Raw genomic sequence first — 14,167 nt, forward strand, 5'->3', positions numbered from 1 at the left:
GCCACCCCGACAAGAACCGGACAACGGGAAGAACATCATCATGAGTTACGACGCAATCAAGGCCGATCGCGGCCTCTGTACCGGCAACCGCCTCGGCGCAGCCGGCAAGTGCAATGGCCAGACCTTCCAGTGCGAATGCGGCCATGTCGGCTGCCGCCAGACCTATGACGACAGCTGCACCGGACAGGCCTTCTCGGCCGGCTGGCGCTGCGTCAAGTGCGGCGCTGTGGGCAAGATGACGCGGCTGAACTACGAATACCGCATCGGTGCCTGAGTCGCGAGGCTCGACTGCGATGACCGAAGCGCTGTTCAGTGCCGCCTCGCTGGCCATGCTGGACGAGGCCTGCAGCGGCGTGCTCATCCTCGGCGAAGGGCTGGAGCGCGACGAGTTTCTGTCGTCGCGGCTGACCCGCGCCGAGGTGGGCCGGTTGCTGCTGGTGATCGCCCGGCTGATGAACGGCCTGCCGGCGGAAGCCAGCCGCCGCCTGCCGGAGATCGACTGGGCCGGCTGGTCATTGCTGACGCGCACGCTGCCCGACCAGGGGCCGGCCAGCGACGACACGCTGTGGTTCGCCCTCACCTCGCTGGTGCCGGCCACGCTGATGTGGCTGCGGCTCTACCGCCAGCGCGAGCCGGCGCTGTTCGCGTTCGCCGGCTGAGGCGGCGTCGATCAGGCGGGGAAGTCGACCACCTGCGGTTCTTCGTCACCGATGACGATGCAGGCACGCAGCAGGCGACCGTCGGCACTCCAGCTGTATTCGTGACGCATCTCGGTTTCACCGTAGACCTTCTTCTCGGCGCGGACGATGCGGCCAGCCGTGTCGTAGTCGACCTGGAACCAGGTGTTGCGGTTGCGCAGCGCGTCCGGCTGCAACTCTTCGGCGAACTGCAGCGGCAGTTTCACGCCGCGGTAGGTGAGGAAGTAGCGGGTGGTCGTCGAGGGCGAAGGGGAGCGCGATGGCGAGGACATGGGTGAGCGGATGTCGATGACAGTGAAACAGTTGATCGTGGCCTTGCAGGGGCTGCCGGCCGACGCCACCGTGCTGCTGGAGGGCGACGACGGCTATTCCCCGCTCGGCTCGCTGGAACTGCTGGGCAACGGAGGCGTGCTGCCCGACGAAGTGGTGCTGCAGCCGGACATGACGCCGGACTGAGCGGCGATTTTTCATTCCGTCGGGCGGCACGAAGCCATGCTGCCGGCGGCACAGCCTTCCGACGTTTCACGCAGCCGTGCCGCGGCGTCCGGCGTCAGGCCTATCCAGCGGTCCACTGCCGGTGGATCGAAGCCGACCCGCCGCTCCGCGCCCACCTGCAGCAGTGGCCTCCGTATCAGCAGCGGCTCGGCCAGCAGCAGCGCCAGCGCCTCTGTCCGGCCAAGCTGCTCCGGTTGCACCTCACCGCTCTTCACGCGCGGCGCAACGCGGTTGAACCAGTCGGCCACCGGCAAGGGGTCGAGGAAGTCGAGCAATGACGCCGCTGTCCATGGCTCGGTCAGCAGACTGCGCACCGAAAGCTGGTGGCCGGCATCGCGCAGCCACTGCTTCTGCCGCGCGTTGCCGGCACAGCCGGGCTTTTCGAAGAAGACAATGTGTGCCATTTCACCGATCCATCAGTGCGACGCGCCGCCCGCGTAACCGGTCGGCTGTGCAAAGCCGACCGTGGAACTGCGCAGCCTCCATGGGGGCTGCGAGCGTGGGGGCCCACACTCAGACCGGGCGGTTTTCGTACAGATTGCGCACCGGCCCCATCAGCTTCAGGCCCTCTTCGTAGCTGATCTCCGGGAACTTGCCGGTGAACTTCATCGCGGCGTCGACGACCGCGTCCAGCTTGCCGGCGGTGTCCAGCTTCTTCAGGTCGTTCTTCTCCAGATAGAGCAGTTCCAGCGTCTCGTTATAGACGGTGGCTTCGTCGATCGGCAGCACGTGGAAGGTCGCACCGCCGTACTGCACCTGGTACTTCTTCGACAGGTCGATGTTGTCGCAGAACACGATGTACTTGCCCTGCGGCGACAGCGCATCGCCCAGTACTTCGGCCAGCATCTTCAGGTACTCGAAGGACAGCAGGAAGCAGGTCAGGAAGGCGATGTGCGTTTCGCCCTCGTGCGCCGCAGCCATCACCTGGTCGCTGCTGATTTCGGGCGGACGGGCTTCGTCGGCGAACTGCTGCGCGAACTTCAGCGCGATGTCGCCGCGGAAGCCGACACGACCCGGCTTGTGCGTCGGTCCCTTGAACACGGCGTTGAGCAGCCGCTTCTCGTTTTCCAGTGCGGCAAAGGCGGAGCTAGCGATGGTGATGCTCATGGTGATTCCCCTGATCGTTGCGGATGAAATCCGCGGTCTTGAAAAAGGCGTGCTCCAGTTGCATGCGCAGTTCGCCGTCGCTGACGACTTCCTGCAGGGCGGTGCGCATGCAGTTCATCCACGCGTCGCGTTCGGCCGGGCCGATCGCGAATGCGAGGTGCTTGCGCCGCAGACGCGGATGGCCACGTTCGACCGAGTAGCGCTGCGGACCGCCCATCCATTCGACGAGGTAATTCACCAGCACGCGCTTGACGTCGGTGAGGTCGACACCGTGCATGGCGCGTATGCCCTGTGCGTCCGGGCGTTCGCTCATGTGCGCATAGAAGCGGTCGACCAGTTGAACGATCGCCGCTTCGCCACCGATGCGGGCGAAGTGCGGGTTCTGCGTACCTGCGGTCGAACTGACCGAAGGCGCGGCGACTGGAACGACAGGTTCTTGCGTGGACATGGACGTGTCTTTGCTGGGCGGATGCGTGACCACAGCAAGTGCCGTACCCGTTGCGTCGTCCTTGTCCGGCATCAGGCCTGACTGCGCGCCGGAACGCCCGCCGGTGCGCCCGATGACGCATTGACCACACAGCTCATGTGGCCCTGTGTCGGCTCTGTCGCAGCCCGGTCAATCCTCACAGCGCTGGGCTGATTGTCGCGTTTGTCGTACCGCCCGGCGACTCATGGAAACGTCGATGTGAATCTCTGAAACGACGTCTGCAAGCCGTTTATAGAGAATGCATGATGAATGGCACGGCAGTTGCTGAACAGGCCATGCACCGACCATGACTTGCCGCCAATGGCTGACCACGAAGACCAACAATGGGCACAAGGGGCTGCATCCGGTGGCGCGGTACGTGGCCAATGATCGCTTGGTCAGCGGCAATCAACTGTTCATCGACTCAGGAGAATCAAACATGGCATCTCTCAGACAAATCGCCTTCTACGGCAAGGGCGGCATCGGCAAGTCGACCACCTCCCAGAACACCCTGGCCGCTCTGGCCGAAATGGGTCAGAAGATCCTCATCGTCGGCTGCGACCCGAAGGCCGACTCGACCCGCCTGATCCTGCACGCAAAGGCACAGGACACCATCCTGTCGCTGGCCGCCGAAGCCGGTTCGGTCGAGGACCTGGAACTCGAGGACGTCATGAAGATCGGCTACCGCGACATCCGCTGTGTCGAGTCCGGTGGCCCGGAACCCGGCGTCGGCTGCGCCGGTCGCGGTGTCATCACCTCGATCAACTTCCTCGAAGAGAACGGCGCCTATGACGGCGTCGACTACGTGTCCTACGACGTGCTGGGCGACGTGGTGTGCGGTGGCTTCGCGATGCCGATCCGCGAAAACAAGGCGCAGGAAATCTACATCGTCATGTCCGGCGAAATGATGGCCATGTACGCCGCCAACAACATCTCCAAGGGCATTCTGAAGTACGCCAATTCGGGTGGCGTGCGCCTGGGCGGCCTGGTGTGCAACGAGCGCCAGACCGACAAGGAACTGGAACTGGCCGAGTCGCTGGCCAAGATGCTGGGTTCGCGTCTGATCCATTTCGTGCCGCGCGACAACATCGTCCAGCACGCCGAGCTGCGTCGCATGACGGTGCTCGAGTACGCGCCGGATTCCAAGCAGGCTAACGAGTACCGCGACCTGGCGCAGAAGGTTCACGCCAACGCGGGCAACGGCACGATTCCGACGCCGATCACGATGGACCAGCTCGAAGATCTGCTGATGGAGCACGGGATCATGAAGCAGGTCGACGAATCGGAAGTCGGCAAGGCAGCCGCTGCCGCCTGAGCACCCGAGAGTCGAGGGTCGGGAGCCGCGGGCGTCGCCCGCAGGCTCCCGGCCTCCGCCGGCGACAACCGTGGTTCTCTACCCTCAGCTCTCGACAAGGAGTGATCAAATGAGCATGACCATAGACGAAAAGAAGGCCCAGAACGCAGCGCTGATCGAAGAAGTGCTGAAGGCCTATCCCGAGAAGACCGCGAAGAAGCGCGCCAAGCACCTCAACGTGCACGAGGAAGGCAAGCCCGACTGCGGCGTCAAGTCGAACATCAAGTCGCTGCCTGGCGTGATGACCATCCGCGGCTGTGCCTACGCAGGTTCAAAGGGCGTGGTGTGGGGTCCGATCAAGGACATGATCCACATTTCCCACGGCCCGGTCGGTTGCGGTCAGTACTCGTGGGCGGCTCGCCGCAACTACTACATCGGCGTCACCGGTGTGGATACCTTCGTCACGATGCAGTTCACCTCCGACTTCCAGGAGAAGGACATCGTGTTCGGCGGCGACAAGAAGCTGGAAGTCATCATGGACGAGATCCAGCAGCTGTTCCCGCTCAACAAGGGCATCTCGGTGCAGTCCGAGTGCCCGATCGGCCTGATCGGTGACGACATCGAAGCGGTGTCGAAGAAGAAGTCGAAGGAATACGACGGCCACACCATCGTGCCGGTGCGCTGCGAAGGCTTCCGCGGCGTCAGCCAGTCGCTGGGTCACCACATCGCCAACGACGCCATCCGTGACTGGGTGTTCGACAAGACCGAAGACAAGCGCCCGGACTTCGTGTCGACCCCGTACGACGTGGCCATCATCGGTGACTACAACATCGGTGGCGACGCCTGGTCCAGCCGCATCCTGCTGGAAGAGATGGGTCTGCGCGTGATCGCCCAGTGGTCCGGCGACGGCACCATCGCCGAACTGGAGAACACGCCCAAGGCCAAGCTCAACGTGCTGCACTGCTACCGCTCGATGAACTACATCTCGCGGCACATGGAAGAGAAGTACGGCATTCCCTGGGTGGAATACAACTTCTTCGGCCCGTCCAAGATCGAGGAGTCGCTGCGCGAGATCGCCTCGCACTTCGACGACAAGATCAAGGAGAACACCGAGAAGGTGATCGCCAAGTACAAGCCGCTGATGCAGGCGGTGATCGACAAGTACCGTCCGCGCCTGGAAGGCAAGAAAGTGATGCTGTTCGTCGGCGGTCTGCGCCCTCGTCACGTCATCGGCGCCTACGAGGATCTGGGCATGGAAGTGGTCGGCACCGGCTACGAATTCGGCCACAACGACGACTATCAGCGCACCACGCACTACGTCAAGGACGGCACGCTGATCTATGACGACGTCACCGGCTACGAATTCGAGAAGTTTGTCGAGAAGGTGAAGCCCGATCTGGTCGGTTCCGGCATCAAGGAAAAGTACGTGTTCCAGAAGATGGGCGTGCCCTTCCGTCAGATGCACAGCTGGGACTACTCCGGTCCGTACCACGGCTACGACGGCTTCGCCATCTTTGCCCGTGACATGGACATGGCGATCAGCTCGCCGATCTGGGGCCTGACCAAGGCTCCGTGGAAGAAGTAAGCGCAGTGCAACGTAGGGTGGGTTGAGGGCACCGAAACCCACCGTTCCCGACATCCGTGTCGCAGGGCGGGGCGCAGCCCCTGCCCACCCTACACTCAGGAGTGTTCAACATGCCTCAATCAGCCGACAAGATCCTCGACCACGAACTGCTGTTCCGCGAACCGGAATACCAGCAGATGCTGGCGGACAAGAAGTCCCAGTTCGAGTTCAACCACGCCGACGCCAAGATCCAGGAGATCGTCGAGTGGACCAAGACCGAGGACTACAAGCAGAAGAACTTCGCCCGTGAAGCGCTTACGGTCAATCCGGCCAAGGCCTGCCAGCCGCTGGGCGCCGTCTATGTCGCCAACGGCTTCCACAAGACCCTGTCCTTCGTGCATGGTTCGCAGGGCTGTGTCGCCTACTACCGTTCGCACTTCTCGCGTCACTTCAAGGAGCCGACCTCCTGCGTGTCGTCGTCGATGACCGAGGACGCGGCCGTGTTCGGTGGCCTGAACAACATGATCGACGGCCTCGCCAACTCGTACAACCTGTACAAGCCGGACATGATCGCGGTGTCGACCACCTGCATGGCGGAAGTGATCGGCGACGACCTGAACGCCTTCATCAAGACCTCGAAGGAAAAGGGCAGCGTACCGGCCGAGTTCGACGTTCCGTTCGCCCACACGCCGGCCTTCGTCGGCAGCCACATCACCGGCTACGACAACGCGCTGCTCGGCATCCTGCGTCACTTCTGGGACGGCAAGGCCGACACCGCCGCCAAGCTCGAGCGCAAGGCGGACGAGTCGATCAACTTCATCTTCGGCTTCGACGGCTTCGTCGTCGGCAACATGAAGGAAATGAAGCGCATCCTCGACCTGTTCGAGATCGACTACAACATCCTGTGCGATCCGTCCGAGGTCTGGAATACGCCGACCGATGGCGAGTTCCGCATGTACGAGGGCGGCACCACCAAGGAAACGGTCGAGCGCGCGATCAACGCCAAGGCCACGGTCATCTTCCAGGAGTTCTGCTGCGAAAAGACCGCGAAGTTCATCGCCGAGCATGGTCAGGAAGTGGTGCTGCTGAACAGCCCGATCGGCGTCGCCGGCACCGACAAGTTCCTGATGGAACTGTCGCGCCTCACCGGCAAGCCCATCCCCGAGGTGCTGGAGAAGGAGCGCGGCTACCTGGTCGACGCGATGGCCGACTCGCAGGCTCACCTGCACGGCAAGCGCTACGCCATGTACGGCGACCCGGACATGATGCTGGGCCTGACCGAGTTCCTGCTGGAACTGGGTGCCGAGCCGGCACACATCCTGGCCACCAATGGCGAGAAGGAGTGGGAAGCACGGGTGCAGAAGGTGCTGGATGCCTCGCCCTACGGCGCCGGCTGCAAGGTGTACCCGAAGCGCGACCTGTGGCACATGCGTTCGCTGCTCTACACGGAGCCGGTCGACTTCCTGATCGGCAACACCTACGGCAAGTATCTGGAACGTGACACCGGCACCCCGCTGATCCGCATGGTGTTCCCGATCTTCGATCGCCACCACTACCATCGCTACCCGATCTGGGGTTACGAAGGCGGCATGCGCGTGCTGGTGATGCTGCTCGACGAGTTCTTCGAGTCGATCGACGTGAACACCATCGTTCCGGGCAAGACCGACTACTCGTACGACATCATCCGCTGATACAGCGTCCTCTCGCGCCGCGCCGGCACGCCTCGTGCCGGCGCGGCGTTTTTTTTGGGGGGCAGGCATCGGCTCGGGCTCCGGCAGCAGCTCTGGCGCGTTCCTTGTGGGAGCGGCCTTGGCACGTCGCCGCCTCCGATTCAGGTCGCAATCGCGAGCAAGCTCGCTCCCACAAACGCAGGCTCTGACCGCGGACAGCGAGTGTTCGTGTGGGAGCGGCCTCGGCCGCGACAGGGTCTTTGCAGTCCGCAGGTTTCGATACAGGCTATTGTCGGGGTCAAGACCCCTCCCACAGAACCGCTGCCCCGGCTCGGGCAGTAGGTCGGGCGCGTTCCTCGTGGGAGCGGCCTTGGCCGCGATGCTGCCTTGGCACGTCGCCGGCTCCGATTCAGGCTGCAATCGCGAGCAAGCTCGCTCCCACAAACGCAGGCTCTGACCGTGGACAGCGAGTGTTCGTGTGGGAGCGGCCTTGGCCGCAACAGGGCCTTTGCAGTCCGCAGGCTTCGTTACAGGCGGCTGTCGGGGTCAGAAGACCCCTCCCACCGGGGCTTGGCTCTGGCTCCGCTGGTGGATCGGGCGCGTTCCTTGTGGGAGCGGCCTTGGCCACGACAGGGCGTCAGTCGGCGCTGATACCGACCGACGCCCTGTTGCGCTCAGATGCTCAAACCGAACTCGGGAGCGATCAGCTTGAGCCAGCCGTCGACACGTTCGGCCGTCAGTTCGGGCTGGATGTCCTGGTCGATGGCCAGGCCGACGAACTTGTCGTCGATGACCGACTGCGACTCGGTGAAGTCGTAGCCGTCGGTGGGCCAGGCGCCGACGATCTTTGCACCGGCGTCCTTGAAGAAGTCGTACAGCAGGATCAGACCATCGACGAACTCGTGACCGTAGGTGTCCTGGTCGCCCAGACCGAACAGCGCCACCGTCTTGCCGGCGAAGCTGGTGCCCTTGAACTTGACCAGCGCTTCGGCCCAGCTCTCGTCGTCGCATTCCGCCTCGATGCCTGGCAGCAGGCCGTCGCCCAGCGTCGGTGTGCCGAGGATCAGATAGTCGTAGGCGAGCAGGTCGTCCACCGTTGCCTTGTTGATGTTGACCGGCTCGGCCATCGTGTCGTCGTCGAAGCGCTTCTTGATCTGCTTCGCGATCTTGCGCGTGCTGCCGCTGTTGGTGCCGAAGAAAAGTCCGATGCGTGCCATGACAGATCCATTCAGTTGAGTGTTGCGGGGGAGGTGTATGCGGCGTCCATGCCGCGGAAGATGGCGCAGCGCTGGAATACCTCCAGCGTTGGCGCGCAGGCCTTGTGCTGGCAGTACTTCGCCGCCAGCTTGGCCAGACCCTTGATGTCGCGGCCGGAGGCGTCGGGAAACAGCACGGCCAGTGCCTCGACCATGCTTTCGTCCAGCGCGAGCCCGAACTGCGTTGCCATCACCTGCCAGATGCGACGCCGCGCGGCTTCGTCAGGCGCGTGGTAGCGGATCAGCGCGATGCAGCGCGACACGATGGCTTCGTCGATGTCGTCCACGCGGTTGGTGGTCAGGAAGAGCAGGCCGTTGAAGTACTCGAGCACGCGCAGGAACACGCCGACCACGGCGTTCATCGTCATGTCGTCCTCGCGCCGCTTGATGTAGACGTCGGCCTCGTCGATCAGCATCACCGCACCCCAGCGCTGGGCGCGCGTCAGCGCCTGCTTGAGCGCGCCTTCCATCTGCGCCACGTTCAGCCCGAGCTGGCCGGAATGCACGCGGTAGAGCGGCCGGCGGATGATTTCCGAGTACACCTCGGCAGTCAGCGTCTTGCCGACACCCGGAGGGCCTGCGCACAGCACGGTGGTGCCGCCCGACTTGCCGGCGACGATGTCGTCCATCAGCACGTCCATCTCGGCGGTCAGGATGTCGATCAGGTCGGTCTGTTCCGGCGGCAGAACGAGCTTCTGCTTCAGTGCGGGCTGGTAGGCATAGGGCGCCATGTCGTCCACGTGCACCCACAGATGCTGGTGCAGATCGAGGTGGAACATGAGCACATAGGGATGCACCGGCAGCTGCGAGAACAGGCCGTCAGGCATGGCGTCACGCGAGGCCTCGACCTCGTCTTCCGCCTCGTAGCGATTGCTCTTGGCCGCCTTGCGCAGATAGGGACCGAGGATGTCGCCCGGCGCTTCGAGCAGCAGCGTGCGCGCGGGCAGGATGGCTTCGTCATTGACCAGGCGGGCCATGCCGCCGCTCGCCGACAGCACCACCTGGTCCTTGCGCGACCAGTCGGTGTCGCGGTGGGTGGCGCTCGGGTCTTCGGCGTGAAAGCCGGTGCCGCTGGCCGAGAACTGCTCGCCGTAGCGCGCGCGCCACTCGATGTAGCGCGCGGTCACGGTGTCGCAGGCGGCGATCAGCGCCGGCGTTTCCTTCAGGAAACCCTTGGCCGCAAGCACTTCGCCCACCGTCTTGCCGGTGATGTCGGCACCGTAGATGCGGATGACGGAAGTCGCCAGCGTCGCCTTCACATTGGCCTTCAGCTCGATGAAAACCTTGCCGGTCTCTTCGTTGTTGGCCGGCGTGTAGTCGAGCCGGCTCACCACCCAGGGCAGCGGCCGGGTGAGCTGATTGGCGGTGAACAGCCAGCCGCGGATGGCGCCTTCGGCCAGATGGCGGGCGAGGGCGGGCACCAGCTGTTCGAGATCGTTGCCTTCGAAGCGGCGGCCATCGCCTTCCAGCGCATCGGCCAGCGTGGTCAGCGCGGTCGCGCGTTCCAGCATGGTCGGGCCGGCGTCGGCGTAGAGCCGGCCGAGGAAGCGCAGCGCGTCGATGGACAGCCGCGACACCGGCACCTCGACCTTGTCGCAGTACTGCAGCTGGTCGCGCAGGCTGGCCAGATCGGGGAAGGCGTCCGCCATCGACTCGATCTGCGGCGCCTCTATGGTCACCTTCATCGCCACGCCCTCAGCGGGTGACGACCGGAATTTCCAGCGCCGCGCGCCGACCGAGCTGGGCGTCCACCTTGCGCCGCACGTTCTCGACCTTGAGCGGACGCAGCAGCGTGCTCTGCGCGCCGGCGGCCAATGCCTGGCGGACAGCGTCGTCGTCGGCATCGCTGCAGACGATCAGTATGCGCACCTGCGGCAGCGCCGCCCGCAGGCGCGTCACCGCGTCGCCCGCCAGCAGTCCGGCGCCGAGCAGCACCAGGTCGGGCGGTGTTGCCGCGGCCACCGCGAGTGCCGACGCGAGGTCGGCGAACACATGGGTTTCCATCTCGTCGGCCAGCATGAACTGCAAGGCGGTACCGACCACGTCGTCGTCATCGACCACGAACACGCGCTTGTTCTCGACTGCGCGCTGACTGTCTACGCCGATCTGCATGAGGGTTCTCCCTGTCTGTCGTCAGCAGGTCCGGAGCAAGCTTCGTTCCAAACGCGGCATGGCTTTCGCTTCTCCGCCTTCGTCATTCATTCGAAGGAGGTCGCAATGGGCGTACTGATCAAGACGACGATGGACGGACGGCGGGTCGAGGTGATCGAGGGCGTGGTCTGTCTGGAGGGCAAGCCGGAAGCGGGCGGGCTGGTTCCGCTGTCCGAACATCCGAACCGCCAGGCCATCGCCAAAGCGGTGCCGGGCGCCACGCACGTGGCCGGGCGCATTCCACTGACGCTGGAAGAAGCGCAGGTCGCGCAGGACGCGCTGACCGAGGCGCAACGCAGTTTCGACGCCAGCCCGATGGGTATCGCCAAGCGGCTGCAGTCGGCCATCCACAACAAGGCGCGCATGGAGGGCATCGAGTAGCGCCGGCGTCGCGGCGGTCCGCCAAACCCGACATTGCGTGTCGCAAAACGACCAGCCTTTGTCGGACCGGGATGCCCCCAGGCGACCCGGCGGACCGCAGATGACTGATTTCCCGGGCCTCTGCCCTGTGCGCCGGCTCTGGCATCAATCCTGCTGAGTGAGCTCCGACAGCGCCTTGCGCGCCGACCCTGACAGGAAGGAAGGTGGGCCATGGATGCACGCGTATCGGCAAAGATCCAGGACGTGTTCGAAGAACCCGCCTGCGAGCACAACCAGAACAAGTCGGCCAAGGAAAAGAAGAAGGGCTGTACCAAGCAGCTCTCTCCGGGCGCTGCCGCCGGCGGCTGTGCCTTCGACGGCGCCAAGGTCGCGCTGCAGCCCATCGTCGATGTCGCTCACCTGGTGCACGGCCCGATCGCCTGTGAGGGCAACTCCTGGGACAACCGCAACTCGTCGTCCAGCACTTCGCAGCTCTACCGCACCGGCTTCACCACCGACATCAACGAACTGGATGTCATCTACGGCGGCGAGAAGCGGCTGTTCAAGTCGGTCAAGGAAATCATCGAGAAGTATGACCCGCCGGCCGTGTTCGTCTACCAGACCTGTGTCACCGCGCTGATCGGCGACGACATCGAGGCGGTGTGCAAGAAGGCCTCGGAGAAGTTCGGCAAGCCGGTCATCCCGGTCAATTCACCGGGCTTCGTCGGGCCGAAGAACCTCGGCAACAAGCTGGGCGCCGAGGCGCTGCTCGATTACGTGATCGGCACCGAAGAGCCGGACTTCGTCACCCCCTACGACATCAACATCATCGGTGAGTACAACCTGGCCGGCGAACTGTGGCAGGTGAAGCCGCTGCTCGACGCGCTCGGCGTGCGCATCCTGTCCTGTATCTCCGGCGACGGCCGTTACCGGGAAGTCGCCTACAGCCACCGCGCCAAGGCGGCGATGATGGTGTGTTCGAAGTCGATGATCAACATCGCGCGCAAGATGGACGAGCGCTATGACATCCCCTTCTTCGAAGGTTCGTTCTACGGCATCGGCGACATGTCGGAAACGCTGCGCGAAATCGCCCGCCTGCTGGTCGAGAAGGGCGCACCGGAAGAGCTGAAGGCACGCACCGAAGCGCTGATCGCGGTCGAGGAAAAGCGCGCCTTCGAGCGTATCGCTGCCTACCGCCCGCGGCTCGAAGGCAAGAAGGTGCTGCTGATCACCGGCGGTGTGAAGAGCTGGTCGGTGGTGGCCGCGCTGCAGGAAGCCGGGCTTGAGATCGTCGGCACCAGCGTCAAGAAGTCGACCAAGGAAGACAAGGAAAAGATCAAGGAGCTGATGGGCCAGGACGCGCACATGATCGACGACATGACGCCGCGCGAAATGTACGCGATGCTGAAGGACGCCAAGGCGGACATCATGCTTTCAGGTGGTCGCAGCCAGTTCATTGCGTTGAAGGCCAAGATGCCCTGGCTGGACATCAACCAGGAACGCCACCACGCCTACGCCGGCTACGAAGGCATGGTCGATCTGGTGCGCGAGATCGACAAGGCGCTGTACAACCCGATCTGGGAACAGGTGCGCCGGCCGGCGCCCTGGGACGTGGTCGCCGCCTGAGGATCACGCCATGGCCACCGTCATCGAATCGAAGAAGGCCTGCACGGTCAATCCGCTCAAGATGAGCCAGCCGCTGGGCGCGTGCTACGCCTTCATGGGGCTGGACAACTGCATGCCCATGATGCACGGCTCGCAGGGCTGCACCTCGTTCGGCCTGGTACTGCTGGTTCGCCACTTCAAGGAGGCGATCCCGATGCAGACCACGGCGATGAACGAGGTGAGCACCATCCTCGGCGGGCTCGACAACATCGAACAGGCGGTGCTGAACATCAAGAAGCGCGCCAATCCGTCCATCATCGCCATCGCTTCGACCGGACTCACCGAAACCAAGGGCGACGACGTCGATGGTTACCTGAACCTGATCCGCCGCAAGCACGGCGAGGCGCTGACCGGTACCGAAATCGTCTACGTATCGACGCCCGATTACGTCGGCGCCTTCGAAGACGGCTGGGGCAAGGCGGTGCTGGCCGTGATCGACGCCTACGCCCAGCCCTGTGACCGCGACGCCGGCCTGGTGAACCTGCTGCCGGGCGCGCACCTGACACCGGCCGACATCGAGGAACTGCGCGAAACCATCGAGGCTTTCGACCTGCGCGTGCAGGTGCTGCCCGACATTTCCGGCTCGCTCGACGGTCACATTCCGGACAACTTCACGCCGACCACGCTGGGCGGCACCCGGGTCGATACGCTGCGTCGGGTCGGCGCAGCGGCCGCCACGGTCGCCGTCGGGGCCCGCATGGACGCGGCGGCAGCCGCGATCGAGGAGCGTTGCGGCGTGCCCTTCCGCGTATTCGACCGGCTGACCGGACTGGCCGCGGTGGACGACTTCCTGCAGTACCTGTCCGAACTGTCCGGTCGTCCGGTGCCGCCGAAATTCCGCCGTGCGCGTACCCAGTTGCTAGACGTGATGCTGGACGCCCACTTCTGGGTCGGTGGTCGGAAGATGGCCATCGGCGCCGAACCGGACCTGCTCTACGCGCTGTCGACCACCGCCGCCGAAATGGGCGCCGAAGTGGTGGCCGCCGTCAGCACCACGCCGTCGCGTGTGCTCGAAGCGGTGCCCTGTGCCGAAGTGCTGCTCGGCGATCTGGAAGATCTGGAAACGCGCGCGAAGGCGGCCGGTGCGGAGCTGTTGATCACGCACGCGCACGGCCGGCAGTCGGCGGCACGGCTGGGCATTCCGCTGCTGCGCGAAGGCCTGCCGATGTTCGACCGGCTGGGCGCGGCGCACGTCTTGCGCGTCGGTTACCGCGGCACGCGCGAACTGATCCTCGGCTGGGCCAACACCTTCCTCGCCGACGAGCACGTGAACACGCCCGAGGACTGGCCGCTGCCGCAGGAAAGCATCCTCGCGGCGAGCGAGGGCAGTCAGGCATCCGGTTGCGGCAGCGGCGGCTGTGGCTGCGCATCGTCCGCCGAAATTCCTGAAACCGTTGCGGCCGGCACCTGAGCCGGTCGCCCATCCACCGAGGAGCAGCGC

The 14,167-nt window shown here is 64.4% G+C and carries 16 protein-coding genes; 9 read left to right on the forward strand and 7 right to left on the reverse strand.

Annotated elements, in window-relative coordinates; translation table 11 throughout:
- The first annotated feature begins 40 nt into the window (after nt 1-40).
- Both METFAM1_RS0116870 and METFAM1_RS0116875 read left to right on the forward strand, forming a co-directional pair.
- Nucleotides 41-274, forward strand: a complete 234-nt coding sequence (locus METFAM1_RS0116870) for a hypothetical protein (RefSeq protein WP_019916624.1) — start codon at nt 41-43, stop codon at nt 272-274.
- 19 nt (nt 275-293) lie between these two features.
- On the forward strand, nt 294-659 hold the full coding sequence (locus METFAM1_RS0116875) for a ribonuclease HepT family protein (RefSeq protein ID WP_019916625.1): 366 nt from the start codon (nt 294-296) through the stop codon (nt 657-659).
- 11 nt (nt 660-670) lie between these two features.
- Here METFAM1_RS0116875 and METFAM1_RS0116880 read toward each other — a convergent pair whose 3' ends face one another.
- The gene (locus tag METFAM1_RS0116880; RefSeq protein ID WP_024300790.1) at nt 671-970 is read right to left on the reverse strand and encodes a DUF6156 family protein; all 300 of its coding nucleotides are present in this window, start codon (nt 968-970) and stop codon (nt 671-673) included.
- Between the two features lie 22 nt (nt 971-992).
- Between METFAM1_RS0116880 and METFAM1_RS20275 the strand changes: the two genes are divergently transcribed.
- The gene (locus METFAM1_RS20275) at nt 993-1,154 is read left to right on the forward strand and encodes a hypothetical protein (protein WP_198291452.1); all 162 of its coding nucleotides are present in this window, start codon (nt 993-995) and stop codon (nt 1,152-1,154) included.
- An 11-nt stretch (nt 1,155-1,165) separates the two neighbouring features.
- On the opposite strand, the gene METFAM1_RS0116890 is transcribed toward METFAM1_RS20275, so the two are convergent.
- The 3 genes from METFAM1_RS0116890 to METFAM1_RS0116900 all read right to left on the reverse strand — a co-directional run bounded on the left by METFAM1_RS0116890 (nt 1,166) and on the right by METFAM1_RS0116900 (nt 2,748).
- Nucleotides 1,166-1,597, reverse strand: a complete 432-nt coding sequence (locus METFAM1_RS0116890; protein ID WP_024300791.1) for an ArsC/Spx/MgsR family protein — start codon at nt 1,595-1,597, stop codon at nt 1,166-1,168.
- A 109-nt stretch (nt 1,598-1,706) separates the two neighbouring features.
- Nucleotides 1,707-2,300 carry a hypothetical protein gene (locus METFAM1_RS0116895; protein WP_019916629.1) on the reverse strand — a complete coding sequence of 198 codons (594 nt, stop codon included), beginning with the start codon at nt 2,298-2,300 and terminating at the stop codon, nt 1,707-1,709.
- Complete coding sequence (locus METFAM1_RS0116900; RefSeq protein WP_019916630.1) at nt 2,281-2,748, reverse strand: group II truncated hemoglobin; 468 nt, start codon at nt 2,746-2,748, stop codon at nt 2,281-2,283. Before METFAM1_RS0116900 ends, METFAM1_RS0116895 begins: the two co-directional genes overlap by 20 nt.
- A 457-nt stretch (nt 2,749-3,205) precedes the next feature.
- Here METFAM1_RS0116900 and nifH point away from each other — a divergent pair, with 457 nt between their 5' ends.
- The 3 genes from nifH (at nt 3,206) to nifK (ending at nt 7,315) form a co-directional block, all read left to right on the forward strand.
- Entirely contained in the window at nt 3,206-4,081 is an 876-nt protein-coding gene (gene nifH / locus METFAM1_RS0116905) for a nitrogenase iron protein (protein WP_024300793.1), read from the forward strand.
- A 109-nt stretch (nt 4,082-4,190) separates the two neighbouring features.
- Nucleotides 4,191-5,645 (forward strand): nitrogenase molybdenum-iron protein alpha chain, encoded by a 1,455-nt coding sequence (gene nifD / locus METFAM1_RS0116910; protein WP_019916632.1) that lies wholly within the window; start codon nt 4,191-4,193, stop codon nt 5,643-5,645.
- 110 nt (nt 5,646-5,755) lie between these two features.
- Nucleotides 5,756-7,315 carry a nitrogenase molybdenum-iron protein subunit beta gene (nifK, locus tag METFAM1_RS0116915; RefSeq protein ID WP_024300794.1) on the forward strand — a complete coding sequence of 520 codons (1,560 nt, stop codon included), beginning with the start codon at nt 5,756-5,758 and terminating at the stop codon, nt 7,313-7,315.
- 653 nt (nt 7,316-7,968) lie between these two features.
- Here the strand turns inward: nifK and METFAM1_RS0116920 are convergent.
- From METFAM1_RS0116920 to METFAM1_RS0116930, 3 genes are read right to left on the reverse strand one after another with little or no spacing between them, the layout of a single operon-like run.
- A complete protein-coding gene (locus tag METFAM1_RS0116920) occupies nt 7,969-8,511 on the reverse strand; it encodes a flavodoxin (protein WP_019916634.1) in 543 nt (180 codons plus the stop codon).
- A gap of 11 nt (nt 8,512-8,522) precedes the next feature.
- Entirely contained in the window at nt 8,523-10,235 is a 1,713-nt protein-coding gene (locus tag METFAM1_RS0116925) for an ATP-binding protein (protein WP_019916635.1), read from the reverse strand.
- Between the two features lie 10 nt (nt 10,236-10,245).
- On the reverse strand, nt 10,246-10,662 hold the full coding sequence (locus tag METFAM1_RS0116930) for a response regulator (RefSeq protein WP_019916636.1): 417 nt from the start codon (nt 10,660-10,662) through the stop codon (nt 10,246-10,248).
- A 105-nt stretch (nt 10,663-10,767) separates the two neighbouring features.
- On the opposite strand from METFAM1_RS0116930, the gene METFAM1_RS0116935 reads away from it, so the two are divergent.
- From METFAM1_RS0116935 to nifN, 3 genes are all read left to right on the forward strand, one after another.
- On the forward strand, nt 10,768-11,082 hold the full coding sequence (locus METFAM1_RS0116935) for a hypothetical protein (protein WP_019916637.1): 315 nt from the start codon (nt 10,768-10,770) through the stop codon (nt 11,080-11,082).
- Between the two features lie 210 nt (nt 11,083-11,292).
- Nucleotides 11,293-12,687, forward strand: a complete 1,395-nt coding sequence (nifE, locus tag METFAM1_RS0116940; protein ID WP_019916638.1) for a nitrogenase iron-molybdenum cofactor biosynthesis protein NifE — start codon at nt 11,293-11,295, stop codon at nt 12,685-12,687.
- 10 nt (nt 12,688-12,697) lie between these two features.
- Nucleotides 12,698-14,137 (forward strand): nitrogenase iron-molybdenum cofactor biosynthesis protein NifN, encoded by a 1,440-nt coding sequence (gene nifN / locus METFAM1_RS0116945; RefSeq protein ID WP_019916639.1) that lies wholly within the window; start codon nt 12,698-12,700, stop codon nt 14,135-14,137.
- The last annotated feature ends 30 nt before the right edge of the window (nt 14,138-14,167 follow it).

Source organism: Methyloversatilis discipulorum, assembly GCF_000527135.1.
Classification (GTDB): Bacteria; Pseudomonadota; Gammaproteobacteria; order Burkholderiales; family Rhodocyclaceae; genus Methyloversatilis; species Methyloversatilis discipulorum.

What these genes read in the sequence shown, in the direction of transcription:
- nifE (WP_019916638.1), top strand. Translation starts at nt 11,293, where the DNA reads ATGGATGCACGCGTATCGGCAAAGATCCAGGACGTGTTCGAAGAACCC.
- nifN (WP_019916639.1), top strand. Translation starts at nt 12,698, where the DNA reads ATGGCCACCGTCATCGAATCGAAGAAGGCCTGCACGGTCAATCCGCTC.
- METFAM1_RS0116925 (WP_019916635.1), bottom strand. Translation starts at nt 10,235, where the DNA reads ATGAAGGTGACCATAGAGGCGCCGCAGATCGAGTCGATGGCGGACGCC.
- nifK (WP_024300794.1), top strand. Translation starts at nt 5,756, where the DNA reads ATGCCTCAATCAGCCGACAAGATCCTCGACCACGAACTGCTGTTCCGC.
- nifH (WP_024300793.1), top strand. Translation starts at nt 3,206, where the DNA reads ATGGCATCTCTCAGACAAATCGCCTTCTACGGCAAGGGCGGCATCGGC.
- METFAM1_RS0116930 (WP_019916636.1), bottom strand. Translation starts at nt 10,662, where the DNA reads ATGCAGATCGGCGTAGACAGTCAGCGCGCAGTCGAGAACAAGCGCGTG.
- METFAM1_RS0116880 (WP_024300790.1), bottom strand. Translation starts at nt 970, where the DNA reads ATGTCCTCGCCATCGCGCTCCCCTTCGCCCTCGACGACCACCCGCTAC.
- nifD (WP_019916632.1), top strand. Translation starts at nt 4,191, where the DNA reads ATGAGCATGACCATAGACGAAAAGAAGGCCCAGAACGCAGCGCTGATC.
- METFAM1_RS0116870 (WP_019916624.1), top strand. Translation starts at nt 41, where the DNA reads ATGAGTTACGACGCAATCAAGGCCGATCGCGGCCTCTGTACCGGCAAC.
- METFAM1_RS0116875 (WP_019916625.1), top strand. Translation starts at nt 294, where the DNA reads ATGACCGAAGCGCTGTTCAGTGCCGCCTCGCTGGCCATGCTGGACGAG.
- METFAM1_RS0116900 (WP_019916630.1), bottom strand. Translation starts at nt 2,748, where the DNA reads ATGTCCACGCAAGAACCTGTCGTTCCAGTCGCCGCGCCTTCGGTCAGT.
- METFAM1_RS0116920 (WP_019916634.1), bottom strand. Translation starts at nt 8,511, where the DNA reads ATGGCACGCATCGGACTTTTCTTCGGCACCAACAGCGGCAGCACGCGC.
- METFAM1_RS0116935 (WP_019916637.1), top strand. Translation starts at nt 10,768, where the DNA reads ATGGGCGTACTGATCAAGACGACGATGGACGGACGGCGGGTCGAGGTG.
- METFAM1_RS0116895 (WP_019916629.1), bottom strand. Translation starts at nt 2,300, where the DNA reads ATGAGCATCACCATCGCTAGCTCCGCCTTTGCCGCACTGGAAAACGAG.
- METFAM1_RS0116890 (WP_024300791.1), bottom strand. Translation starts at nt 1,597, where the DNA reads ATGGCACACATTGTCTTCTTCGAAAAGCCCGGCTGTGCCGGCAACGCG.